A 24,910-nucleotide genomic window follows, 5' to 3' on the forward strand; every position below is an offset into this window, starting at 1 on the left:
TCGTTGATTCTTTCGTCATTGCGAGCGCAGCGAAGCAATCCAGGGCTGCGCGCGCGGCTCTGGATTGCTTCGTCGCTTCGCTCCTCGCAATGACGGTGGCCGGCTTTGCGCGGCGTGTCTAGTGATTATGCCTTGCCACGCCGACAGTGCCGGCGATGTTGTGATAGCGCGTGGCAAGCTCCATGCAGGCGCCGGTGGCCTGCTGGCCGACGGTGTTGCGATAGAGCTCCTGCCACGGCGTCTGGTTGGCGGGGTGTGGGAAGCCGCCCTTGGCCTTCAGCTCGGCGCGCCGCGTCGCAAGCTCCTCGTCCGAGATCAGGATGTTGGCCGAGCCCTTGTTGAGGTCGATGCGCACGCGATCGCCGGTCTTGAGGATTGCGAGCCCGCCATCGGCGGCGGCCTCCGGCGACGCGTTGAGAATTGACGGTGAGCCCGAGGTGCCGGATTGCCGGCCGTCGCCGATGCAGGGCAAGGACAGGATGCCGCGTTTGATCAGCGCTGCCGGCGGCTGCATGTTCACCACTTCGGCGCCGCCGGGATAGCCGATCGGGCCGGCGCCGCGGATGAACAGCACGCAGTGCTCGTCGATCTCGAGCGATGCATCGTCGATGCGGTCGTGATAGTCCTCCGGACCCTCGAACACGATGGCGCGGCCCTCGAAGGCGTTCGGGTCCTTCGGATTGACGAGATAGCGGTCGCGGAACTCCTTGGAGATCACGCTGGTCTTCATGATCGCGGAATCGAACAGGTTGCCGCGCAGCACCAGGAAGCCGGCATCCTTCACCAGCGGCTTGTCGTAGGACCAGATCACGTCGTTGTCCGGCTTCGGCGCCTCGCGGCAATTGTCGCCCATGCTGCGGCCGTTGACGGTGATGACGTCCTCGTGGATGCGCTTGTGCCGCATCAACTCGCCGATCACGGCCGGCACGCCGCCCGCGCGATGGAATTCCTCGCCGAGATAGAAGCCGGCCGGCTGCATGTTGACGAGCAGCGGTACGTCGTGGCCGACCTTCTGCCAGTCGTCGATGTCGAGCTCGACGCCGACATGGCGCGCCAGCGCGTTGATGTGGATCGGCGCGTTGGTCGAGCCGCCGATCGCGGAGTTGGCGACGATGCAGTTCTCAAATGCCTTGCGCGTCAGGATGTCCGACGGCTTCAGGTCTTCCCACACCATGTCGACGATGCGCGTTCCGGTCTCGTAGGCGATCTGGCCGCGCTCGCGATATGGAGCTGGAATCGCGGCGCAGCCGGGCAGGGACATGCCGAGCGCCTCGGCCAGCGCATTCATCGTCGAGGCCGTACCCATGGTGTTGCAATGGCCGACCGACGGCGCCGAGGAGGCGACGATCTCCATGAACTCCTCATAGCCGATCTCGCCGGCGGCGAGCCGCTCGCGCGACTTCCACACCACGGTGCCGGAGCCGGTGCGCTGGCCCTCGTGCCAGCCGTTCAGCATCGGGCCGCCCGACAGCACGATGGCGGGGATGTTCACGGTCGCCGCGGCCATCAGGCAGGCCGGCGTCGTCTTGTCGCAGCCGGTGGTCAGCACCACGCCGTCGAGCGGATAGCCGAAAAGGATTTCGACCAGGCCGAGATAAGCGAGGTTGCGGTCGAGCGCGGCCGTCGGGCGCTTGCCGGTCTCCTGGATCGGATGGGTCGGAAATTCCATCGCGATGCCGCCGGCGGCGCGGATGCCCTCGCGGACGCGGTGCGCCAGCTCGATGTGGTGGCGGTTGCAGGGCGAGAGATCGTTGCCGGTCTGGGCAATGCCGATGATCGGCTTGCCCGACTGCAGCTCAGCCCGGGTCAGGCCGTAATTCAGGTAGCGCTCGAGATAGAGCGCGGTCATGCCCGGATTGTGCGGATCGTTGAACCACGCCTGCGAGCGCAGCTTGCGGCTCTTGTCAGCGCCGTTGCCGGCATGCCCGTTCGAGTTCGTCATGTGTTTTCTCCCGCAGTGCAAACGTGGCGAGGCCGGTCCGTCGTCTGTGCGCCATCGGCCCGCTGTCGAGGATCGCCTACGTCTTTCGTTCAAGTCGTTGTTGGTTCGAGTGGTTCTAGTGCATGGTTTTTGGTTGCGCTACCATTTTGTTCCGGAAGCGCGCCCCGACGCAGGCTGCGGATTTGCGGTGCCGCGCTGCAAGGTCGAGCTCTGCCGTTCGATCACCTCGAAGCCGAGATCGACGACACGCTGCGCCACGGGACGGCCTTCCACGGCGTCCATGATCATCGTCGCCGCACGCCGACCCATCTCGTAGCGATTGGTGCGCACGCTGGTGAGCGTCGGAACCGCCGCGGCCATGAACTCCATGTCGTTGAAGCCGACGATCGCGATCTGCTCGGGCACCGCGATGTGCCGGCGCTGGCATTCGAACAGCACGCCGAGCGCGAGATCGTCATTGGCGCAGAACACCGCGTCGAGATCCGGCGCCTTCATCAGCAGATCGGAGAACAGGCTGCCGCCCATCGTGGTCGAGGTCGGAACAGGCGCCGTGACGATGAGACGCGGGTCGAACAAACCGGCCCCCTTCATCGCGTTCTGATAGCCCTGCAGCCTGCGCTGCACCCTTGGGTCCATGCGGGCGCCGATGAAGCCGATGCGGCGGCAGCCCTGCGCGAGAAGGTGTGAAATGGCTGCAAAACAGGCATCGACGTGCGAAAATCCGATCATCATGTCGATCGGGTCGGCGCCGAGCTCCATGATCTGCACGACGGGACAGTCTGCCGCCTGGATGATCAACCGGCTCTCCGCCGTCTGGTCGAGACCGGTCACGATCAAGCCGGCCGGCTTCTGCATCAGGAACAACCGCAGCAGGCGCTCCTCCTGCAACACGCTGTAGCGGGTGTTGGCGAGCTGGATGCTGTAGCGGCTGCCTTCGAACGCATCATAGATGCCGCGCAGCACGTCGGAGAACACGTTGTTGGTGAGGGACGGTATCAGCACGCCGATCACTTCGGTGCGCTGCGATGCGAGCGCGCGCGCGGCGAGGTTCGGCACGTAGCCGAGCTCCTTGGCGGCGCTCTCGATCCGCGTGCGGCGGCCGGCCGAGACCGTGGCGGGATTACGGAAGAAGCGTGACACCGTGATCGGGCTGACGCCCGCCAGTGCCGCAACTTCGGTCAGCCGGACTTTGCCCGGCTCGATGCGTTTCCGTCCCATGCCTCGCTCATAGCATAGGCGGTCTGGTACACAAGCGATATTGACAGCGCTATCACGCGGTTGCTAAGCGAGACATTGCGGAAGCGAACTGAACTGCGGACAATGCCAGCCGAGCTGGCCCTGTTTCGGAGCCAGTCGGAGCGACCGGAGCCAACAACAAGACCACCAAGAACAAGACTGCACGACCAGGACTACAAAACGACAAACGGCCTGATCAAACGGCCGAGAACAACGGTCAGAATGCCGCCGGCAAGCAGCCAATGCTGTCGGTCTTTGAGGAGGAAATTGATGTCGTCGGTGCAAATTCGCGACGTGCGCAAATCATTCGGCGGATTCGAGGTGCTGCACGGCGTGACGATTCCGATCGAGGATGGCGAGTTCGTCGTGCTGGTCGGGCCGTCCGGCTGTGGCAAGTCGACGCTGCTGCGCATGCTCGCAGGGCTCGAGAACATCACCTCCGGAACCATCTCGATCGGCGAACGCGTCGTCAACAACGTGCAGCCGAAAGAGCGCGACATCGCGATGGTGTTCCAGAACTACGCGCTCTATCCGCACATGACCGTCGCCGACAACATGGGCTTCTCGCTCAAGCTGCGCGGCGCACGGCCCGAGGACATCAGGAAGGGCGTCGCGCGCGCCGCCGAGATCCTGGCGCTGACGCCGCTGCTCGACCGCTATCCGCGCCAGCTCTCCGGTGGCCAGCGCCAGCGCGTCGCGATGGGCCGCGCCATCGTGCGCGATCCGCAGGTGTTCCTGTTCGACGAGCCGTTGTCGAATCTCGACGCCAAGCTGCGCGTCGCGATGCGCACCGAGATCAAGGAGCTGCATCAGCGGCTCAAGACCACCACCGTTTACGTCACTCACGACCAGATCGAGGCCATGACGATGGCCGACAAGATCGTCGTCATGCATGACGGCATCGTCGAGCAGATGGGCTCGCCGCTCGATCTCTACGACAAGCCGGACAACCAGTTTGTCGCCGGCTTCATCGGCTCGCCGGCGATGAACTTCCTCGACGGCCACCTCAAGTCGAACGGCTCGGTCTATGTCGAGACCGACAACGGCGCCAAGCTGCCGCTGCTGACCGCGCCGGCCGCCTCCGACGGCCGCCCCGTGGTCTACGGCGTGCGGCCCGAGCATCTCGAGCTTGCCGATGACGGCATCGAGGCCGAGGTCGTCGTCGTCGAGCCGACCGGCTCGGAGACGCAGATCGTCGCCCGCATCGGCACCCAGGACATCATCGCGGTGTTCCGCGACCGCCACGAGGTCAATCCCGGGGAGAAGATCCATTTGCGCCCGCGCGCGTCGGCGGCGCATCTGTTCGACAAGGACAGCGGCCGGAGACTCTGATCCGGGCGCTCGAGGCGCAGAACTGACAACAAACAAAACAAGCAAATACTCAACGGGAGAAAACTTCAGATGACTCATTTCCCCACCGATCGCCGGTCCCTGCTCAAGGGTGGCGCGACCTTGCTGGCGGCCGCGGCGACGATGTCGGCCGACGAACTGCTCGGCTATGCCAAGGCCTGGGCGCAGACCTCGCCGTGGAAGCCGGAAGCCGGTGCCAAGATCAATCTTCTGCGCTGGAAGCGCTTCGTCGAGGCCGAGGACGTGGCCTTCATGAAGATCGTCGATGCGTTCCAGAAGGCCAACAACGTCACCATCAACGTCTCCAACGAATCCTACGACGACATCCAGCCGAAGGCCTCGGTCGCCGCCAACACCGGTCAGGGCCTCGACATGGTGTGGGGCCTCTACACCTTGCCGTTCCTGTTCTCCAACAAGGTCACCGATGTCAGCGACGTGGCCGACTATCTCGGCAAGAAGTGCGGCGGCTGGACCGACTCGGGCAAGGCCTACGGCATGCTCGACGGCAAGTGGATCGGCATCCCGGTGGCGGCCACCGGCGGCCTCGTCAACTACCGCATCTCGGCGATGGAGAAGGCCGGCCACAAGGAGTTTCCGAAGGATCTCGCGGGCTTCGCCGACCTTGTGAAGGGCATGAACAAGAACGGCACGCCGGGCGGCATGGCGCTCGGCCACGCCTCGGGCGACGCCAACGGCTGGCTGCACTGGGCGCTGTGGGCGCATGGCGGCAACCTGATCGACAAGGACAACAAGGTCGTCATCAACTCGCCGGAGACCGCCAAGGCGCTCGAATACGTCAAGGGCCTGTACGACAATTTCGTGCCGGGCACCGCGTCGTGGAACGACTCGTCCAACAACAAGGCGTTCGTGGCCGGACAGCTCTATCTGACGGTGAACGGCATCTCGATCTACGTCGCGGCGAAGAAGGACAATCCGGAAGTCGCGAAGGACATGAACCACGCGCATCTGCCGGCGGGCCTCGACGGCAAGACCCGCGAGCTGCATCTCGGCTTCCCGATCCTGATCTACAACTTCACCAAGTTCCCGCAGACCTGCAAGGCGTTCACGGCCTTCCTGCTGGAGCCGGAGCAGTTCAACCCGTGGATCGAGGCGGCGCAGGGCTACCTGTCGCATTTCCTCAAGGCCTACGACGCCAACCCGATCTGGACCGCCGATCCGAAGAACACGCCGTATCGCGACGTCGCGGCGACGGCTGTCACGCCGGCCGGCGTCGGCAAGCTCGGCGAGGCGGCAGCCGCCGCGATCGCCGACTTCGTCGTGGTCGACATGTTCGCGAACTACTGCACGGGCCGCGAGGACGTGAAGACGGCGATGGCGAGCGCCGAGCGCTCCGCCAAGCGCATCTTCCGCTGAGGTGATGACTGCGTAGGCTGGGCAAGGGCGCAACCCGCCGTGCTCGCCGTCATTGCGAGCGAAGCGAAGCAATCCAGGGCAGTGCGCTCGACTCTGGATTGCTTCGTCACGGAGCCTGCCCACGGGCTCGCCGACGGCGAGACCCGGGGGGCTTCTCGCAATGGCGGAACAGAACCATCCGTCCCGAACGCCGGTGGGCATGCTGCGGTTTGCCCATCCCTAGGTTCGAAGGGAGCTGCTCGATACGATGAGTACCATTCAGACTTCGCTGCCACGTGGCGCGGCCGTGACCGGCGAGCCCTCCGCGTGGGAACGCATCAAGACCAACCGCAACTTCGTCGCGCTCTGGTTCATGCTGCCGGCGGCAGCATTCCTGATCCTGTTCCTGGCCTATCCGCTGGGCCTCGGCGTCTGGATGAGCTTCACCGACGAGAAGATCGGCCGCGCCGGCGTCTTCGTCGGGCTGGAGAACTACGAGTGGCTGTGGGATGACGCGATCTTCTGGCTCGCGGTGTTCAACACGCTGCTCTACACGATCGTCGCAAGCGCCATCAAATTCGCGATCGGCCTCTATCTGGCGCTGCTGTTGAACCGGCGGATGCCGTTCAAGGCCATGGTCCGTGCGATCGTGCTGGTGCCTTTCATCGTTCCGACGGTGCTGTCGGCGATCGCGTTCTGGTGGATCTACGATTCCCAGTTCTCCATCATCTCCTGGTCGCTGATCAAGCTCGGCCTCATCAGCCAGAACATCAACTTCCTGGGCGACACCAACTGGGCACGCGCCTCCGTGATCATCGCCAACATCTGGCGCGGCGTACCGTTCGTCGCGATCACGCTGCTGGCCGGCCTGCAGACCGTCTCGCCCTCCCTGTATGAGGCCGCCACGCTCGACGGTGCCACCAGCTGGCAGCGCTTCCGCTTCATCACCTATCCGTTGCTGACCCCGATCATCGCGGTGGTGATGACCTTCTCGGTACTGTTCACCTTCACCGATTTCCAGCTGATCTGGGCGCTGACCCGCGGCGGTCCCGTCAATGCCACCCACCTGATGGCGACCTTGAGCTATCAGCGCGGCATCATCTCCGGCCGCCTCGGCGAGGGTGCAGCGATCGCCACCGCCATGATCCCGTTCCTGCTCGCGGCGATCGCGATCTCCTGGTTCGGCATGCAACGGCGCAAATGGCAGCAAGGATCCGACCAATGACCGAGACTGCTGCGCTGCAATCCAAGACGCAATCCAACGCCACGACGACGACGGCGGCCGCGCTCGCGGCCGACGACGACAGCGAGGGCATGAGCTATCTCGAGTCGCTGCCGCGACGGCTGATCACGCTGTATCTGCCGCTCGGCATCATTCTCCTGGTGCTGCTGTTCCCGTTCTACTGGATGGGGCTGACGTCGATCAAACCGGACGAGCAGTTGATCGACATGGAGAAGTACAACCCGTTCTGGGTGGTGCATCCGACCTTCAAGCACATCTCCAAGCTGCTGTTCGAGACGCAGTATCCGCGCTGGCTGTGGAACACGATGTATGTCGCGGTCGGCGCCACCACGCTGTCGATCTTCGCATCCGTGCTCGCGGCCTATGCGATCGTGCGGCTGCGCTTCAAGGGCGCCGACACGGTGGGCGTGCTGATCTTCTTCGCCTATCTGGTGCCGCCGTCGATCCTGTTCATCCCGCTGGCCTCGGTGATCCAGGCCTACGGGCTGTTCGACTCGCCGCTGTCGCTGATCCTGGTCTATCCGACCTTGCTGATCCCGTTCTCGACCTGGCTCTTGATGGGCTACTTCAAGACCATCCCGTTCGAGCTCGAGGAATGCGCCCTGATCGACGGCGCCAGCCGCTGGCAGATCCTGGTCAAGATCGTCGTGCCGCTCGCCGTGCCCGGCCTGATCTCGGCCTTCATCTTCTCGTTCACCTTGTGCTGGAACGAGTTCATCTACGCGCTGACCTTCCTGCAGTCGACGCCGAACAAGACCGTGCCGGTCGCCATCGTCAACGAGTTCGTCGACGGTGACATCTACAAATGGGGATCGCTGATGGCCGGCGCCCTGGTCGGCTCGCTGCCGCTGGTCATCCTTTACGCCTTCTTCGTCGAGCATTATGTGTCGGCCATGACCGGCGCGGTGAAGGAGTAGGGCGCTCGCACAGCACTTCAATCTCACCGCACGGGCGGTGCACCCTCTCCCCTTGTGGAAGAGGGTGGTGACGCGCGAAGCGCGCCGCCGGGTGAGGGGTCTCTCTCCGCGATGGCGGAGTTTGTGGGACCAAACCCCTCACCCAAGCGAGCGTGCGGCACCGGCAGTGTAGCCCTCTCCCACAAGGGGAGAGGGCGCAGTCATGAGCACCGCTTTGCGTCGATGATCGTCGTCGCGCATGGTGAAACAACAAGAAACAAGGAGCATCCCCTTGCATATTCTCGTTCTCGGCGCCGCCGGCATGGTCGGACGCAAGCTGGTCGAGCGTCTGGTCCGCGACGGCCGCCTCGGCCAGGCGGCCATCACCCGTATGACCTTGCAGGACATCGTCGCGCCGGCGAAGCCGGACACGCCCATCGCCGTCGAGACCATTGCCGGCGACTTCGCCGTCGCAGGCTTCGCCGAGAAGCTCGTCGCCGCGCGTCCCGACGTGATCTTCCATCTCGCCGCGATCGTTTCCGGCGAGGCCGAGCTCGATTTCGACAAGGGCTACCGCATCAATCTCGACGGCACGCGGATGCTGTTCGACGCGGTCAGGCTGATCGGCGACGGTTACAAGCCGCGCCTGGTCTTCACCTCGTCGATCGCGGTGTTCGGCGCGCCGTTCCCCGACGCCATCGGCGACGAGTTCGTCAATGCGCCGCTACTCAGCTACGGCACCCAGAAGGCGATCGGCGAGCTCCTGCTGGCCGACTACAGCCGCCGCGGCTTCTTCGACGGCGTCGGCATTCGCCTGCCGACCATCTGCATCCGCCCCGGCGCGCCGAACAAGGCCGCCTCGGGCTTCTTCTCCAACATCCTGCGCGAGCCGCTCGCCGGCAAGGAGGCCGTGCTGCCGGTGTCCGAGGACGTCCAGCATTGGCACGCCACGCCGCGTTCGGCGGTCGGCTTCCTGCTGCATGCCGCGACGATGGACACCGCGAAGATCGGCCCGCGCCGCAATCTCACCATGCCCGGCCTGACGGCCACCGTCGGCGAGCAGATCGCCGCGCTTCGGCGCGTGGCGGGCGACAACGTTGCCAACCGCATCCAGAGGGTTCCGGATCCCTTCATCATCGGCATCGTCGCCGGCTGGCCGCGGAATTTCGAGGCCAAGCGGGCCCGCGAGCTCGGCTTCACCACCGAGGAAAAGACGTTCGACGACATCATCCGGATTCACATCGAGGACGAGCTCGGTGGTAAGTTCGTGGCCTGAGAACGCCACCAGCCTCTGGACTCCAATGGCGCAAAGCGCCATTTGAGCAGGGAGACATTCGGGAGAGAAATCATGACCGCCAGCATCGTCGGATGGGCGCATACGCCGTTCGGAAAGTTCGACGCCGAGACCGTCGAGAGCCTCGTCGTCAAGGTCGCCAATGAGGCGCTCGCCGACGCCGGCATTTCGGCGGGCGACGTCGACGAGATCGTGCTCGGCCATTTCAACGCCGGCTTCTCAGCCCAGGACTTCACGGCCTCGCTGGTGCTGCAGGCCGATCCGGCACTGCGCTTCAAGCCGGCGACGCGGGTGGAGAACGCCTGCGCGACCGGCTCGGCCGCCGTGCACCAGGGCATCCGCGCCATCGCTGCCGGCGCCGCGAAGATCGTGCTCGTCGTCGGCGTCGAGCAGATGACCCGCACGCCGGGGCCGGAGATCGGCAAGAACCTGCTGAAGGCGTCCTATCTGCCGGAGGACGGCGACACCGTCGGCGGCTTCGCTGGCGTGTTCGGCAAGATCGCGCAGGGCTACTTCCAGAAATATGGCGACCAGTCCGACGCGCTGGCGCTGATCGCGGCCAAGAACCACAAGAACGGCGTCGCCAATCCCTATGCGCAGATGCGCAAGGATTTCGGCTTCGAGTTCTGCCGCTCCGAGAGCGACAAGAACCCCTATGTCGCCGGCCCCCTGAAGCGCACCGACTGCTCGCTGGTGTCCGACGGCGCCGCCGCTTTGGTGCTGACCGACAGCGAGACCGCGAAGTCCTTCGCGAAAGCGGTGAACGTGCGCGCCACCGCGCACGCGCAGGATTTCCTGCCGATGTCCAAGCGCGACATCCTCGCCTTCGAGGGCTGCACCGTGGCCTGGCAGCGCGCACTGGAAAAGGCCGGCGTCACGTTGTCCGATCTCTCCTTCGTCGAGACCCATGACTGCTTCACGGTCGCCGAGCTGATCGAGTACGAGGCGATGGGCCTCACCCCGAAGGGGCAGGGCGCCCGCGCCATCAAGGAGGGCTGGACGCTCAAGGACGGCAAGCTGCCGGTCAATCCGTCCGGCGGCCTCAAGGCCAAGGGTCACCCGATCGGCGCCACCGGCGTCTCCATGCACGTCATGACGGCGATGCAGCTCACCGGCACCGCGCCCGAAGGCATGCAGCTCCCCAACGCCAAGCTCGGCGGCATCTTCAACATGGGCGGCGCCGCGGTGGCCAACTATGTGTCGATTCTCGAGCCGACGAAGTAGGCTACGTTTCAAGAGGGGCCATCCACCGTCATTGCGAGCGCAGCGACGCAATCCAGGGCCGCGCGCGGGATTCTGGATTGCTTCGTCGCTTCGCTCCTCACAATGACGGTGACCCAGGGGGGCTTCAAGGCAGGGTAATCTGGTCGTCAGCCTCCTCAGTGATCTGTCATGATCATCCAAACCGACCGCCTTATCTTGCGCGAATGGTGCGACGATGATCGCGCGCCGTTCGCGGCGATGTCGGCGGATACCGCGGTGATGCGATACTTGCGCGCGCTGCCGACGCGGCAGGCCTGCGATCAGTGGATCGACTTTCAGATCAAGCATTGGGCCGAGCACGGCTTCGGTTTCTGGGTGGTCGAAGACCGCGCCACCGGCAGCTTCCTCGGAGCAACCGGCTTATTCCGCGTGTTCTTCGATGCGCCGTTCACGCCGGCGGTCGAGATCGGTTGGCGGCTCGCGCGCGCGGCCTGGGGGCGGGGGATCGCGACGGAAGCCGCGCGCGCATCGCTCGCCTTCGGCTTCGATCGGCTCGGTCTCGATGAGATCATCGCCTACGCCGCGCCGGCCAACGAAGCCTCGCAGAACGTCATGCGCAAGCTCGGCATGATCAGGGACGAGGCCTCCGATTTCGATCATCCGCGCGTCGAGGCGGACAGCCCGTTGTGCCGGCAAGTGATGTACCGGCTCCCACGCGCCCTGTGGGAAGGCGCCTCGCGCTGATCTCTCCTCCTCGTCGTTCCGGGGCTCGCGCAGCGCGCGCTCCGGAATGACGGAGAGAGTGTGCGTCGTGGGCAGTCATCTGGGCTACGGCTTCCAGATCTTCTCCTCGCTGAACCCCAACTCGGCGAAATCCTTCGCGCGCAGGCCGGCGTCATCGGCCGGAAAGAACTCATCCAGCTGCGGTGGCTTGACGGACGTCGCCGACAGCATCGCATGCGCCTGGCCGCGGTGATGGATGTCGTGCTGGAACAGATGCAGCAGCAGCCGGTCGCAGCGCTCGTTCTGCACCCGGCTCTCGCGGTTGATGCGGACGGTGTCGTCGAGCCGGGCCGGCGTCAGCGCCTCGCAGAATGCGATCAGCCGGCGGTCCATTGCGCCCTGCGCCTTGACGAGATCGGAGAGACGCGGGAACGGCACCTGGTTCTGCCACGCCATCGGGCCGAGCCAGCCGCCTTCTAGCGCGTCGATGTAGAACAGGTCGATGATGTAGATGTGGTTCAGCGTCCGCTGCAGGCTGGGGAAGAAGCCCGCGCGCTCCGCGGCGAAATCCTCGGCGCTGAGCTGGCCGCAGGCGGTCAGCAGCCGGTGATTGGCCCATGAATTATTATAGGCGAAGGCGCGAAACGTCTGGACGAGATCGGCGGGCATTGGGACAGGGCACCCCGTGATGGCTCGCTTCACATCATACGGAACTGATGACGCCATTCACCACCGATTTCCGCAGCCGTCCGTGCACCATCCCCATGCGCATTTGCGGAACTCTGCCACAATTGGTCGCGGTGCATCGCTGCGCCTCCCGTGCAACAAGTTGAGATGCCGCACGACACACCCCTCATCGCGACCATCGTCGCCGGCCTTGGACTGGCCTTCGTCTTCGGAGCGCTCGCGCAGCGGTTCCGTTTCCCGCCGCTGGTCGGCTACCTCCTCGCCGGCGTCGCCGTCGGTCCGTTCACGCCCGGCTTCGTCGCCGACCAGGCGCTGGCGACCGAGCTCGCCGAGCTCGGCATCATTCTCCTGATGTTCGGCGTCGGCCTGCACTTCTCGCTCAAGGATCTGATGTCGGTGCGCGCGATCGCCGTGCCCGGCGCGATTGTGCAGATCACGGTGGCGACCCTGATGGGCATGGCCCTGAGCTGGGCGATGGGCTGGTCGATCGGCGGCGGCCTCGTGTTCGGCCTCGCGCTCTCCGTCGCCAGCACCGTGGTGCTGCTGCGCGCCTTGCAGGAGCGGCGGCTGATGGAAACCGAGCGCGGCCGCATCGCGGTCGGCTGGCTGATCGTCGAAGACCTCGCGATGGTGCTGGCGCTGGTGCTGATCCCGGCCTTTGCCAGCCTGCAGAACGGCAATGGCGACGTCGCCGCCGCCGATCCGCTCGCCGCCCGCTTCGGGCTCGGGCTGACCGGCGTGCTGTTGCTGACCTTCGTCAAGATCGGCGTGTTCATGGCGGTGATGCTGCTGGTCGGCCGCCGCCTGATCCCGTGGATCCTGCACTACATCGCCCACACCGGCTCGCGCGAGCTGTTTCGCCTGGCGGTGCTCGCAATCGCGCTCGGCGTCGCCTTCGGCTCGACAAAGCTGTTCGGCGTGTCGCTCGCGCTCGGCGCCTTCTTCGCCGGCATGATGCTCGGCGAGTCCCCGCTGAGCCAGCGCGCCGCGCAGGAATCGCTGCCGCTGCGCGATGCCTTCGCGGTGCTGTTCTTCGTCTCCGCCGGCATGCTGTTCGATCCGGGAAGCGTGATCCGCGAGCCCTGGCCGCTGCTCGCGACCTTGTTCATCATCCTGTTCGGCAAGTCGGTTGCCGCGTTCCTGATCGTGATCGCTTTCCGCCGTCCGGCTTCGACCGCGCTGACGATCTCCGCGAGCCTTGCGCAGATCGGCGAATTCTCCTTCATCCTCGCCGAGATCGGCGGCGCCTCGAATCTCTTGCCGAAAGCCGGGCGCGACCTGATCCTGGCCGGCGCCATCATCTCGATCATGCTCAATCCGCTGATGTTCGCCGCGCTCGATTGGCTGATGCCGCGGCTGGAGCGCCGCCGGGCCGATGCCTCGACGCCTTCAGCAACACCGCCGGCCGAGATCCCGGTGACGCAACTGACCGAGCACACGATCATCGTCGGCTATGGCCGCGTCGGACGCCTCGTCGGCGAGGCGCTGCAGCAGCGCGGGCATCCGTTCCTTGCGGTGGAAACGTCGGAGGACATCCTGAAGCAGCTGAAGAGCGCGGGTGTCGAGACCATCACCGGAAACGCCGCGCGCAGCAACGTGCTGCGGGCGACGAATCTGGCCGGCGCGCATGCGCTCGTCATTGCCATTCCCGAGGCGTTCGAGGCCGGACAGATCGTCGAGCAGGCCCGCGCCGCCAATCCGGCGCTGCACATCGTGGCGCGCGCCCATTCCGATGCCGAGGTCGAGCATCTCAGATCCCTCGGCGCCGATATGGTGATCATGGGCGAGCGCGAGATCGCGCGCGGCATGATCGAGGAGCTGGATACGCGGCCGCCTGATCCAGCGCCGGAGCTGGCGCCGCAGCGAGCGGCGGAGAGTATCCCGATTTGAGCTGATCACGCCGGCGGGCGATGTCGCTACAAGTCTTCGGGACGCGGCTTTGCCAACAATGCCTTTTCCGCCGCGGCAACCTCACTCTCAGTGTCATTCCGGGGCAATCGTCGAGGCGCTTGCGCGTTGACGATTGAACCCGGAATCCCGAGCTGGTTTGCACGAGATGCAAGACAAGATCGAGAGTCCGGGTTCAAGGCCTGCGGCCTTGCCCCGGAATGACGCTGCCTGTGGCTGCGCCGAGCGGCGAATTTCTCTTGCGCATTCAAGCTGATTTGCCCTGTCCAGTCCCCGGGCGAAAAATATAGTTGTTTCGTTTTTCCAGAATATATGGTTCACTCTCCCCATCCTGCTTCGCCACGAGGGGCGCTTCGCGATCGTCACGAACGTTGAGGCAGGGATGCGGTGGCCGCGACGTGTCGCAGCGCAGCTTGGCTCGCGTGGACGAACGGCAGGTTGCGGACGTGAAGTCGCGTGGTCCCGGCATCCCGACGCTGATGCCAAGCCTGCGGGTGATGATGAGCCCAATGGCGACGGTGGCCAAAAGCCGGTGCACCGAGGAGAGCGCGAAATAAGCGTGAAGACCATCGCGCAGGGAGGGCCGGGTTGATCCGGCTGAACCTGTGGTTCTCTCCCCGTGCTTTCTTTCGCACGGGGGCCACGGGTGCCAGTCGGCACCCGGCCTTCCCTGCGCCCTCTTTTTCAAGAGAGGGCCACATCGATCAGCAGAGCTCGGACAAATCCTGTCGCGAGGCCGGTGATGCTTGCCCGCCTGTTGAAAGCGAACCTTGGCTCACTCCGGCATCATCTCGCCGGAGCCGCCGAACTCGGCCGGAAAATCCTTCAGCTTCGGCAGGCCGTCCTTGATGGGCAGCACGCTCTCCGCGTAGTTCACGTGGACGCCGGGCGTGAACTTCAAGGTCGGAATGGTCGCGGCATAGACGTCGATCATGCCGAGCGGCGGATGGTCGGTCATCAGATGACCGCCGCACTTGGTGCAGTACTTGCGGTGGCTCATGTCGGTCTTGTGATAGGTGCCGATCGCCTCCGCGCCCTTGGTGACGCGCACGTTCGAAGGCTTCCACAAGGTGAAGGCGTTGACGGGGCCGGCCGACCAGGAGCGGCAGGACGAGCAGTGGCAATAACCCATCGCCTCCGGCTCGCCATCGGCCTCGAGCTCGACCGTGCCGCAGAAGCATTTGCCCTGATACAGCGTCATGACAGCGTTCTCCCTCAATCGTCTTTTTGGATGTTGGACTGCCATGCTGACACAGCTGCCCGGCGAAAGGGAATCGCAGAATGCAGGTGTTGGCACGGAACATCTGGTGCGATGCAACGGCGGGCGTCCGGCAGTGATCCGCGCGGCGGAATGTTGCGACGGCGCAATCCCACGCATGGCCCCATACGCGCGCGCCCGCTTGCCCCGGAACCGGGTGTGCCGTTAGCTCTGTCCATAACGACGAACGAGGGAGCTGACGCCGCGATGGGACCGCTTGCCGGCATCAAGGTCATCGACATGACCACCGTGCTGATGGGGCCGTATGCCGCCCAGACGCTCGGCGACTACGGCGCCGACGTGATCAAGGTGGAATCACCCGACGGCGACGTCACCCGCAAGATCGGCCCCTGGCGTCATCCCGGCATGGGGCCGGTGACCCTCAACACCAACCGCGGCAAGCGCGTGATCTGCCTCGACCTCAAGAAGCCGGCGGGACGGGAAGCCGTGCTGCGCATGGTCAAGGATGCCGACGTCCTGCTCTACAACATCCGTCCGCAGGCGATGGCACGGCTGAACCTCGGCTACGAGGTGGTCGCCGCGCTGAATCCACGGCTGGTCTATGCCGGCGTGTTCGGCTTCGGCCAGAACGGACCTTATGCGGCCAAGCCGGCCTATGACGACCTGATCCAGGGCGGGGCGGCGCTGTCTCACCTGATGGCCGTCGCCGGCGACGGCACGCCGCGCTATGTGCCGAATGCCCTGGTCGACCGCATCGTCGGCCTGACGGCGGTCGGCGCAATCTGCGCCAGCCTTGTGCATCGCGACCGCACCGGGCGCGGCCAGCGCCTGGACGTGCCGATGTTCGAGACCATGTCGGCCTTCATCATGGGCGACCACATGGGCGGTCTCACCTATGAGCCGCCGCTCGACCGCGGCGGCTATGCGCGGCATTTGTCGCAGGACCGCCGGCCCTACAAGACCGCCGACGGCCACATCTGCGTCATCGTCTACAACGACAAGCAATGGGACGCGTTCTTCGAAGCATCCGGCCGCACCGACCTCCGCGCCGATGACCGCTTCAACAGCTTTGCCCGTCGCGCCGCCAACATCGACATCGTCTATGGCGAGCTCGCGCGCATCTTCCAGACCCGCACCACGGCGGAGTGGACCGCACTGCTGGACAAGGCGGACATTCCGGTGATGCCGATGCACGATCTCCAAAGCCTGCTGAACGATCCGCACCTCGTGGCGACCGATTTCTTTCCCGTGGTCGAACATCCGACCGAAGGCCCGATCCGCAGCACCCGCGTTTCCGCGACCTGGTCCGAGACCAAGGCCGAGCCGCAGCGTCTGGCGGCGCGGCCGAACGAGCATGGCGCGCAGATCCTGCACGAGCTTGGTTTCTCGGACGAGGAGATCGCCGCGATGATCCGCGACGGCGTGACCACGCCGGCGCCTGCCAGGGAGTGAGACGATGGATTTCGCGCTCTCCGCCAACCAGGAATCGATCCGTGATGCGGTGGCCAAAATCTGCGCGCGCTTCGACGACGCCTACTGGCTGAAGAAGGACAAGGAGGGCGGTTTTCCCGCCGACTTCCACAAGGCCTTGGCGGACGCCGGCTGGCTCGGCATCTGCATTCCCGAGGAGTATGGGGGCTCCGGTCTCGGCATCCTCGATGCCGCGATCATGATGCGGACCATCGCGGAATCGGGCGCCGGCATGTCCGGTGCCTCGGCGATCCACATGAATGTGTTCGGGCTCAATCCGGTCGTCGTGTTCGGCACCAAAGAGCAGTGCGCGCGGATGCTGCCGCGCATCGTCGATGGCAGCGAGAAGGCGTGCTTCGCCGTGACCGAGCCGAACACCGGCCTCAACACCACACAGCTCAAGACGCGCGCCGTGCGCAAGGGCGACCGCTACATCGTCAACGGCCAGAAGGTGTGGATCTCGACCGCGCAGGTCGCCGAGAAGATCCTGCTGCTGGCGCGGACCACGCCGCTCGAGGAGGTGCAGCGCCCGACCCATGGGCTCAGCCTGTTCTACACCGATTTCGATCGCGGCCGCATCAAGGTGCACGAGATCGAGAAGATGGGCCGCAAGCCGGTCGACTCCAACGAGCTGTTCTTCGAGGATTTTGAAATTCCAGTCGAGGATAGGCTGGGCGAGGAGGGCCGGGGCTTCGACTACATCCTGCACGGCATGAACCCGGAGCGAATCCTGATCGCGGCCGAAGCCGTCGGCCTCGGCCAGCTCGCGCTGTCGCGCGCGTCAGCCTATGCGCGGACGCGCAACGTGTTCAACCGCCCGATCGGCCAGAACCAGGGCATCCAGCATCCCCTGGCCAAGAACTGGATGGAGCTGGAGGCGGCCTGGCTGATGGTGCTGCAGGCCGGCTGGCAATATGACCAGGGCATGGCGTGCGGGCCAGCGGCGAACGCCGCCAAATATCTCGCTGCAGAGGCCGGCTTCCACGCCTGCGAGCAGGCGGTGATGACTCACGGCGGCTTCGGCTACGCGCGCGAGTACCACGTCGAACGTTACCTGCGCGAATCCCTGATCCCCCGCATTGCCCCAATCAGCCCGCAACTGATCCTGAGCTTCATCGCCGAAAAGGTCCTCGGCCTGCCGAAATCGTATTGAGGATGAATTGCACTGAGATGGCGAACGCAGACGTGATGGACGCACAATGCCAGCATTCCCTCCCCCCTTGTGGGGGAGGGACAGGGAGGGGGGTACCCCACAAAGACTCGTTGTGTGGCTACCCCCACCCCCAACCCCTCCCCGCAAGGGGGAGGGGAGCGCAGTTGTCCTCGGAGCATCGTCCTCGATCAAAAATAGACTCTGTACGTCAGACCTCGTCATTCCGGGGCGCGACGAAGTCGCGAACCCGGAATCTCGAGCTTGTCGTGCACGATCGTCTCTCATTTCGAGATTCCGGGTTCATCGCTGCGCGATGCCCCGGAATGACGGGGGAGCGAGTGGCACGATGACCTACATCACCGGCACCGGCCTCACCTCGTTCGGCCGTCACGACGGCCGCTCCTCGCTCGACCTGATGAGCCTGGCCGCGCAGCTTGCGCTCGACGATGCCGGGCTGACACGGCGTGACATCGACGGCATCCTGTGCGGCTATTCCACGGTGTCGCCGCACATCATGCTTGCCACCGTGTTCGCCGAGCATTTCGGCATCACGCCCTCCTATGCCCACGCCGTGCAGGTCGGCGGCGCCACCGGCCTCGCGATGGTGATGCTGGCGCATCATCTGGTCGAAGCCGGCGTCGTCAGACACATGCTCGTCGTCGCCGGCGAGAACCGCCTGACCGGGCAGAGCCGCGACGCCTCGATCCAGGCGCTGGCGCAAGTCGGCCATCCCGACTATGAGTTGCCGCTCGGGCCGACGATCCCTGCCTATTACGGCCTCGTCGCCTCGCGCTACATGCACGAATACGGCGTCACCGAACAGGATCTCGCGGAGTTCGCCGTCCTGATGCGGACGCACGCGCTGGATCATCCCGGTGCGCAATTTCACGAGTCCATCACGGTGGCCGACGTCATGGCATCGAAGCCGGTCGCGCGGCCGCTGAAGCTGCTCGACTGTTGTCCGGTCTCCGACGGCGGTGCCGCCATCATCATCAGCCGCGAGCCGACCGGAGCGACGGCGGTGCGCGTGCGCGGCTGCGCCCAGGCGCACACGCATCAGCACGTCACGGCGGCGCCGGCCCTGAGCGCGCTCGGCGCCGAGATTGCGATCGCGAAGGCGAAGGCAGCAGCGGGTGTGGACATCCAGGACGTCGACTACGCCGCCGTCTATGACAGCTTCACCATCACGCTCTGCATGCTGCTCGAGGATCTTGGCCTGGCCGGCCGCGGCGAGGCGGCGGCGCGGGTCAGGGCCGGTCATTTCGGCCGCGACGGCGCCGTGCCGCTCAACACCCATGGCGGCCTCTTGAGCTACGGCCATTGCGGCGTCGGCGGCGCCATGGCGCATCTGAGCGAAGCGCATCTGCAGATGACGGGGCGCGCCGGACCTCGCCAGGTACGCGAAGCAGAGCTGGCGCTGCTGCACGGCGATGGCGGCGTGCTGTCGTCGCATGTCAGCATGTTCTGGGAGCGTGTGCGATGAGCGAATCGGCGGACTGGACCAGGGGTGTTGCAGCGATTCGCTTTCAGCGCTGCGCGTGCTGCGCCCACCTGCAGTATTTCCGCCGCGACTTCTGCGCGGCCTGCGGCTCGCTTGCGCTGACCGACCACGCGGCGACGGGTGAAGGCACCATCTATGCGGCATCACTCGTGTGCCGCGCGGCGACGCCGGAGACGCGCGCGCACGTGCCCTACAACATCGTGCTGGTGGATATGCGCGAGGGCTTTCGCATCATGGCCCATGGCGACCACGAACTTGCGATCGGCGATCCCGTCACGGCCCGCTTCGTCACCTTCGCAGGCGGCATCGTGCCTTACTTCGGGAAAGCCAAATGATGATGGAAAACAGGGCGACGTCGGGGGAGAGGCCGACCGCGGGCGGCCGAGGCGGGACGATACGCATCACAAATTCGTCCCGACCCGGATCGCCGCGCGATTGACGCAATACTGTTACGCTACGCTCACTAACTCAAACGCAACTCAACTCGGTCGTTCGCGTGAGCAATCAAGCTCACAACCCTACCTACGGGCGATGAAGAAACTGCGACGCAGAACCTCCAGACAGCCCTTCATCGCCCGTAGAACAGGACGCTGGCGATGACGATCATGGACGTCACCGCCAGCATATGCGCGAGTGCCTCCGACGTTGCCCTCTTAGTGGCTTCCTTCATGCCGTTTCCTCCCTGGACACTGGACACGACTCTCCGTGGCGCAATTACACACGCTACGTCGGCTGGAATTTTACTCGGAACACCCCACTTCGATGTCCGCTTTGCGAGTCCCCACTCGGCGTTCATCGACGGTTCAGAACATCGTCGGGTAATGCGGCGCGAATTGGGCTCGCTTATGGTTGTCCTGCGACCGAGTCCCGGTAACGTTTGGGCGAGCCCGTACAAATACGAGTGATGAAAGATATCGACCGGAACTACTAACTGCTGTGAAATGCAACCTTGAGTATTTGTCTGCTTCGGCCGCGTGCGACACGTCGATGACGAAGGCCGATGCAGCGAAATCAGTCTGCCGCGAGCAGGTTGAGCCGCGCATTGGCGATTGTCAGACGCTCGGCCAGCAGTTGCGCGAGATTGCGCATGATGCGCTCGCCGGCTTTCGGATGTCGCACGCGGAAACGTTCGAAATCCACCAGCGAGATCTCGAAGGCGGTGGCGGAGAAATCAGCGACGACGTCGGCGGAGCGCACGGGCTCAAGCAACGCCATCTCGCCGAAGCATTGCCCTGCCGTCAGCGTCGCCAGCCGGATGCCGTCGGGCAGGGTGACGTGGACGACGCCGGAGCGCAGGAAGAACAGCGAGGCCGCCACATCGCCGGCCGCCAGGATGCGTTCGCCCTGCTGATAGTGCCGGATGGTTGCCAGCGCCGCGAGCTCGTGGCGCTCGTCTTCGGTGATCCCCGCAAGCAGCGGCTGCTCGGCGAGCTCGGTGGTTTCGAGGAAGTCGATCGCCCCGCCATAGCGATAGACGATCTGGTCCTCGGCCCATTCGATCGCGGTGTCGAGAAGGTAGAAGTCGCGCACGTTCTTGATGTCGCCGGTGCGGGCCGCGATCTCCTGCCATTCCGGCGAGCTGCGGCGGATGCCCGACAGCACGACGGTGACGTGAAAGTCGGCCAGCTCGTGAAACAGCTCGGAGAGCAGGCGCAGGCCGGCTTGCGTCATCGCGGTGACGCGATGGAGGTCGACGATGACGAATTGCGGCCGTGTGCCCGCCGCAAGCTGGCGCGAGACGTAGTCGACGTTGGAGAGGGACAGCGTGCCGACCAGCTCGAGCACGCGTACTGCGTCGGGATGCGCGGCGAGGATGTTGCGCTCCTGGGCGCGGCGGCTGCGCCGCGACGGGCTGGCGCCGATGTCGTAGTCGGCGATGATCGTGGTGCGCGCATCGTCGGAGCGGTTGAGCATGTGCAGGCCGTAATGGGCCGACAGCGCCTCGCAGACCTTGATGCCGCGCACGCTGTTGCCGTGGCCGTCGAGCCGGGGCGAATAGCTGCCGAGCCCGAGCCGCGCCGGCAGGCTCGCCAGGATGCCGCCGCCGACGCCGCTCTTGGCGGGAATGCCGACGCGGTAGATCCACTCGCCGGCGAAGTCATACATGCCCGAGGAGGTCATTACCGACAGCGTGCGCGACACCGCATAGGGCGTCACCACCTGCTCGCCGGTGACCGGATTGACGCCGCGATTGGCGAGCGTCGCCGCCATGATCGCGCAGTCGCGCGCGGTGACGAGCACGGCGCATTGTCGGAAGTAGACCGCGAGCACCTCGTCGACAGGCTCCCTGATGACCTCCGACGTCCGCAGCAGATAGGCGATCGCGCGGTTGCGATCGCCGGTGGCCGCTTCCGACGCGAACACCGCGTCGTCGACATCGAGCTTGCGGCCGGCGAAGCGGCCGAGCGCGTCGCGGATGGTCTCGAAGGCGCCGTCATGCCGGGCCCTGCGGATCAGGCCGCTGCAGGCGATCGCGCCGGCATTGACCATCGGATTGAACGGATGGTTCTGCGCATTGAGCCGGATCGAATTGAAGGGATCGCCCGACGGCTCGACCCCGATCACGCGTTCGACCTCGTCGGAGCCGAGCGTATCGAGCGCGAGCGCAAACACGAACGGCTTCGACATCGACTGGATCGTGAACGGCACACGGCTGTCGCCGACCTCGTAGATGTGGCCGTCGAGCGTAGCGAGGCTGATGCCGAAATGCGACGGGTCGGCCTTGCCGAGCTCGGGGATGTAGTTCGCGACGGCGCCGTCATGATCGGGCCAGAAGTCGGCATGGCATGCGGACAGGAAGCGCTGCAGCGGCGGCATGGCGGCCGTCGCCCAATGCTGAGGATTTCTGATCGGCGTCGGGTGGGTGGTCATCGGAAGCTCGGCGGGAACAAGGTCTCGCGCCGGTTATGTCGCAGCCGCGAGGGCGCAGCCAGCCCACACTTGTCGCAAGGCTGGTCAAATGTTGCCGCTGCCCACCGTTTGAGCGGGCTCGCGGGCGTGATGACCGCCCGGTGTTGCCATGCGCAGGAGGGGATGCCGATCGAAAGCCAGCGCTCCGGTACCGCCATTTGGAACCGGCGATGATCGTTACTCCCGCATCCCGCTGCCGATTGTGCGAGGGCGTCGAGTCTTGTGCCAACACGCTGAAGAACGGTGGCTTTTAGAGACGGTCTACTGTTGTGACGGCAAAATGGCTGGGCTAGCTTGTTCGATAAGCGGAATATCATTCCGCATGACGGAATTGGTGGGAAACGGATGGGACGACGGTCTGAGCGATTGAGCAGGGGCAGCATGCTGCCCGGAGATCTCGCCGGCGAGGGCGAGGTCATTCAGGTGGTGTCGCGGGCGTTCGACGTGCTTCGCTGTTTCGAAGGGCACGAGGCGCGGCTCGGCAATCTCGAAATCTCCAACCGCTGCGGTCTGCCGCGGTCGACGGTGTCGCGGCTCACGCACACGCTGACCCGCATGGGCCAGCTGGTCTACCTGCCGCGCGATCAGAAATACCGCATCGGCCCGAGCGCGGTGGCGATGAGCACGTCGATGACCCGCGGCTTGCAGTTGCGCAATCTGATCCGGCAGCGGCTGCAGGACGTCGCCGAGCAGTTGCCCGGAACGGTCGGCTTCGTGATTCCCGACCGCTTCCACCTCGTCTATCTCGAGTTCGGCCGCGCCGCCAACGCGCTCGGCCTGCATGAGACCACCGGCAGCCGCATCTCGATGGCCTCGACCGCGGCCGGGCATGCCTATGTCGCCGCGCTCGAGCCGGAGGTCGGCGACGCCCTGCTGGCCGAGATGGAGCGCGAGATGCCGGACGCGGCCAAGCTGCTGCGGCCACGCCTCGAGCACAACAGGCAGTTTCTCAAGGAGCACGGCTACGTCGTGGCCTGCGGCCTGTGGAGTGCTCACATCAACGGCGTCGCGCTGCCGCTGTGGTCGCCGCAATACCAGACCTATGTCGTGCTCACGATCGGGCTGTTGTCGGCGATGTACGACGAGCAGCGGCTGCACGACGAGGTCGCCCAGCCGATGCGCGAGCTGGGCCGCAGCATCGCGGCGCTATTGCAGGGCGCCGAAGCCGACGTCTTCAACAGCCGGATGGACAGAAAACCGCTCCAGGTGAACGCGAAGACCAACCATAAGAACAAGACCATCACCGGGGCAGGGGGAACGAATGAGTTGGCAGCCGGAGCTCGAGGAACTGGCCCGGCGCGAAGCCTTCGCGCGGGAGATGGGCGGGCCTGACAAGGTCAAGCGTCAGCACGACCAGGGCCGTCTCACCGTTCGCGAGCGCATCGACGGCGTCGTCGATCCCGGCAGCTTCCACGAGATCGGCGCGGTCGCCGGCCTCGGCGAGTATGACGAGCAGGGCGAGCTCAAGCACGTCACGCCTGCGAATTGCGTGTTCGGGCGCGCGCGCGTCGACGGCCGCACCGTGGTCGTGGTCGGTGACGATTTCACCGTGCGCGGCGGCTCGGCCGATGCGTCGATCGCCGCCAAGCCGCTGATGGCGGAGGAGATGGCGCACGACTTCCGTCTGCCGATCATCCGCATCATCGAAGGCTCCGGCGGCGGCGGCTCGGTCAAGACCATCGAGACCAAGGGCGCGGCGAACCTGCCTGGCGGCATCGGCGGCAATCGCTGGTACCGCTACACGACCGAGAACATGTCGCTGGTCCCGGTGGTCGCGCTCGGCCTCGGCTCGGTTGCCGGCCTGGGCGCAGCGCGACTCGCGGCGAGCCACTACTCCGTCATGACCAGGCAGTCGGCGATGTTCGTCGCCGGTCCGCCGGTGGTGAAGCGGCTGGGCCAGGACCTTGGCAAGATGGAGCTCGGCGGCGCCGACATCCAGACCAAGGCGGGCGGCGTCGACCACGCGGTCGACACTGAGGCGGAAGCGTTCGCCTGCGCGCGCCGCTTCCTGTCCTATTTGCCGTCGTCGGTCCATGAGCTGCCGCCGACCTTGCCCTGCACCGACGATCCGCAGCGCGCGGACGATCAGTTGATCAGCGCCGTGCCGCGGGATCGCCGCCGCGTCTACAAGATGCGCCCGATCATCGAGTCCGTCGTCGACAACGGCTCGTTCTTCGAGGTGTCACAGAATTACGGCCGCCCGCTCATCGTCGGCCTCGCCCGGCTCGAAGGCCGTGCGGTGATGGTGCTGGCGAGCGATCCTTATCACTACGGCGGCTCATGGACCGCTGACGCCTGCCAGAAGGTGATCCGCTGGGTCGACTTCGCCGAGACCTTCCATCTGCCGATCGTCTACCTGATGGACTGCCCGGGCTTCATGGTCGGTTTGGAGGCGGAGAAGGCGGCGACCATCCGCCACGGCGTGCGCGCGATGGCCGCGGTCAACCAGTCGACGGTGCCGTGGTGCACGGTGATCGTGCGCAACAATTTCGGCGTCGCCGGCGTCGTGCATCAGCCGGCCGATCGCTTCTCGATCCGCTATGCCTGGCCGTCGGCCCATTGGGGCTCGCTGCCGCTCGAGGGTGGCATCGAGGCGGCCTATCGCGCGGAGATCGATGCCGCACCTGATCCGAAGGCGAAGCTGAAGGAGATCGAGGAGCGGCTGACCAAGCTGCGCTCGCCGTTCCGCTCCGCCGAGAAGTTCTGGGTCGAGGAGATCATCGACCCCCGCAAGACGCGCGCGCTGCTGTGCGAGTTCGCGCGTCTCGCCGAGCCGCTGCGCACGCCGGGGCCGCCGACGGCGATGACGACGCGGCCGTGAG

General features: G+C 65.4%; 19 protein-coding genes. 14 read left to right on the forward strand and 5 right to left on the reverse strand.

All coding sequences use genetic code 11. The features are described from left to right. Nucleotides 1-118 precede the first annotated feature (118 nt). Complete coding sequence (locus ACQR1X_RS15015) at nucleotides 119-1,942, reverse strand: IlvD/Edd family dehydratase (protein ID WP_316180723.1); 1,824 nt, start codon at nucleotides 1,940-1,942, stop codon at nucleotides 119-121. A 138-nt stretch (nucleotides 1,943-2,080) separates the two neighbouring features. Continuing rightward, complete coding sequence (locus tag ACQR1X_RS15020) at nucleotides 2,081-3,160, reverse strand: LacI family DNA-binding transcriptional regulator (RefSeq protein ID WP_316216299.1); 1,080 nt, start codon at nucleotides 3,158-3,160, stop codon at nucleotides 2,081-2,083. A 288-nt stretch (nucleotides 3,161-3,448) separates the two neighbouring features. Here ACQR1X_RS15020 and ACQR1X_RS15025 point away from each other — a divergent pair, with 288 nt between their 5' ends. The 7 genes from ACQR1X_RS15025 (at nucleotide 3,449) to ACQR1X_RS15055 (ending at nucleotide 11,261) form a co-directional block, all read left to right on the forward strand. Next, the gene (locus ACQR1X_RS15025; RefSeq protein WP_434899106.1) at nucleotides 3,449-4,510 is read left to right on the forward strand and encodes an ABC transporter ATP-binding protein; all 1,062 of its coding nucleotides are present in this window, start codon (nucleotides 3,449-3,451) and stop codon (nucleotides 4,508-4,510) included. Between the two features lie 69 nt (nucleotides 4,511-4,579). After that, nucleotides 4,580-5,902: an ABC transporter substrate-binding protein gene (locus ACQR1X_RS15030; RefSeq protein ID WP_315803135.1), complete on the forward strand. Its 1,323-nt coding sequence runs from the start codon at nucleotides 4,580-4,582 to the stop codon at nucleotides 5,900-5,902. Between the two features lie 247 nt (nucleotides 5,903-6,149). Next, the gene (locus ACQR1X_RS15035; RefSeq protein WP_315803136.1) at nucleotides 6,150-7,106 is read left to right on the forward strand and encodes a carbohydrate ABC transporter permease; all 957 of its coding nucleotides are present in this window, start codon (nucleotides 6,150-6,152) and stop codon (nucleotides 7,104-7,106) included. Then, entirely contained in the window at nucleotides 7,103-8,041 is a 939-nt protein-coding gene (locus ACQR1X_RS15040) for a carbohydrate ABC transporter permease (RefSeq protein WP_434899107.1), read from the forward strand. Before ACQR1X_RS15035 ends, ACQR1X_RS15040 begins: the two co-directional genes overlap by 4 nt. A 271-nt stretch (nucleotides 8,042-8,312) precedes the next feature. Beyond that, complete coding sequence (denD, locus tag ACQR1X_RS15045; RefSeq protein WP_434884400.1) at nucleotides 8,313-9,296, forward strand: D-erythronate dehydrogenase; 984 nt, start codon at nucleotides 8,313-8,315, stop codon at nucleotides 9,294-9,296. A 72-nt stretch (nucleotides 9,297-9,368) separates the two neighbouring features. Further along, the gene (locus tag ACQR1X_RS15050; RefSeq protein WP_434899108.1) at nucleotides 9,369-10,538 is read left to right on the forward strand and encodes an acetyl-CoA acetyltransferase; all 1,170 of its coding nucleotides are present in this window, start codon (nucleotides 9,369-9,371) and stop codon (nucleotides 10,536-10,538) included. Between the two features lie 168 nt (nucleotides 10,539-10,706). After that, on the forward strand, nucleotides 10,707-11,261 hold the full coding sequence (locus ACQR1X_RS15055; RefSeq protein ID WP_434899109.1) for a GNAT family N-acetyltransferase: 555 nt from the start codon (nucleotides 10,707-10,709) through the stop codon (nucleotides 11,259-11,261). Nucleotides 11,262-11,345: 84 nt separating this feature from the next. Here the strand turns inward: ACQR1X_RS15055 and ACQR1X_RS15060 are convergent, their stop codons facing one another. After that, entirely contained in the window at nucleotides 11,346-11,909 is a 564-nt protein-coding gene (locus ACQR1X_RS15060; RefSeq protein WP_434899110.1) for a DinB family protein, read from the reverse strand. A 165-nt stretch (nucleotides 11,910-12,074) separates the two neighbouring features. Here ACQR1X_RS15060 and ybaL point away from each other — a divergent pair, with 165 nt between their 5' ends. Continuing rightward, on the forward strand, nucleotides 12,075-13,817 hold the full coding sequence (gene ybaL / locus ACQR1X_RS15065) for a YbaL family putative K(+) efflux transporter (protein WP_434892523.1): 1,743 nt from the start codon (nucleotides 12,075-12,077) through the stop codon (nucleotides 13,815-13,817). Nucleotides 13,818-14,610: 793 nt separating this feature from the next. Here ybaL and ACQR1X_RS15070 read toward each other — a convergent pair. Then, nucleotides 14,611-15,036 (reverse strand): GFA family protein, encoded by a 426-nt coding sequence (locus ACQR1X_RS15070; RefSeq protein WP_011926088.1) that lies wholly within the window; start codon nucleotides 15,034-15,036, stop codon nucleotides 14,611-14,613. A gap of 264 nt (nucleotides 15,037-15,300) precedes the next feature. Between ACQR1X_RS15070 and ACQR1X_RS15075 the strand changes: the two genes are divergently transcribed. The 4 genes from ACQR1X_RS15075 to ACQR1X_RS15090 all read left to right on the forward strand — a co-directional run bounded on the left by ACQR1X_RS15075 (nucleotide 15,301) and on the right by ACQR1X_RS15090 (nucleotide 19,513). Then, entirely contained in the window at nucleotides 15,301-16,506 is a 1,206-nt protein-coding gene (locus tag ACQR1X_RS15075) for a CaiB/BaiF CoA transferase family protein (RefSeq protein WP_434899111.1), read from the forward strand. Between the two features lie 4 nt (nucleotides 16,507-16,510). Further along, the gene (locus tag ACQR1X_RS15080; protein ID WP_316183645.1) at nucleotides 16,511-17,677 is read left to right on the forward strand and encodes an acyl-CoA dehydrogenase family protein; all 1,167 of its coding nucleotides are present in this window, start codon (nucleotides 16,511-16,513) and stop codon (nucleotides 17,675-17,677) included. A 346-nt stretch (nucleotides 17,678-18,023) separates the two neighbouring features. Beyond that, entirely contained in the window at nucleotides 18,024-19,160 is a 1,137-nt protein-coding gene (locus tag ACQR1X_RS15085; RefSeq protein ID WP_316183646.1) for a thiolase family protein, read from the forward strand. Beyond that, nucleotides 19,157-19,513, forward strand: coding sequence for a Zn-ribbon domain-containing OB-fold protein (locus ACQR1X_RS15090; RefSeq protein WP_315803145.1), 357 nt, complete (start codon nucleotides 19,157-19,159; stop codon nucleotides 19,511-19,513). Before ACQR1X_RS15085 ends, ACQR1X_RS15090 begins: the two co-directional genes overlap by 4 nt. Before the next feature lie 676 nt (nucleotides 19,514-20,189). Here the strand turns inward: ACQR1X_RS15090 and glsA are convergent. Continuing rightward, entirely contained in the window at nucleotides 20,190-22,049 is a 1,860-nt protein-coding gene (glsA, locus tag ACQR1X_RS15095; protein WP_434899112.1) for a glutaminase A, read from the reverse strand. A gap of 384 nt (nucleotides 22,050-22,433) precedes the next feature. Here glsA and ACQR1X_RS15100 point away from each other — a divergent pair, with 384 nt between their 5' ends. Then, a complete protein-coding gene (locus tag ACQR1X_RS15100; RefSeq protein ID WP_434899113.1) occupies nucleotides 22,434-23,420 on the forward strand; it encodes an IclR family transcriptional regulator in 987 nt (328 codons plus the stop codon). Further along, nucleotides 23,350-24,909 carry an acyl-CoA carboxylase subunit beta gene (locus tag ACQR1X_RS15105; protein ID WP_434899114.1) on the forward strand — a complete coding sequence of 520 codons (1,560 nt, stop codon included), beginning with the start codon at nucleotides 23,350-23,352 and terminating at the stop codon, nucleotides 24,907-24,909. The genes ACQR1X_RS15100 and ACQR1X_RS15105 overlap by 71 nt, the downstream gene beginning before the upstream one ends. The last annotated feature ends 1 nt before the right edge of the window (nucleotide 24,910 follow it).

It is taken from the genome of Bradyrhizobium sp. HKCCYLRH3073, from assembly GCF_051167995.1.
Taxonomy (GTDB): Bacteria; Pseudomonadota; Alphaproteobacteria; order Rhizobiales; family Xanthobacteraceae; genus Bradyrhizobium.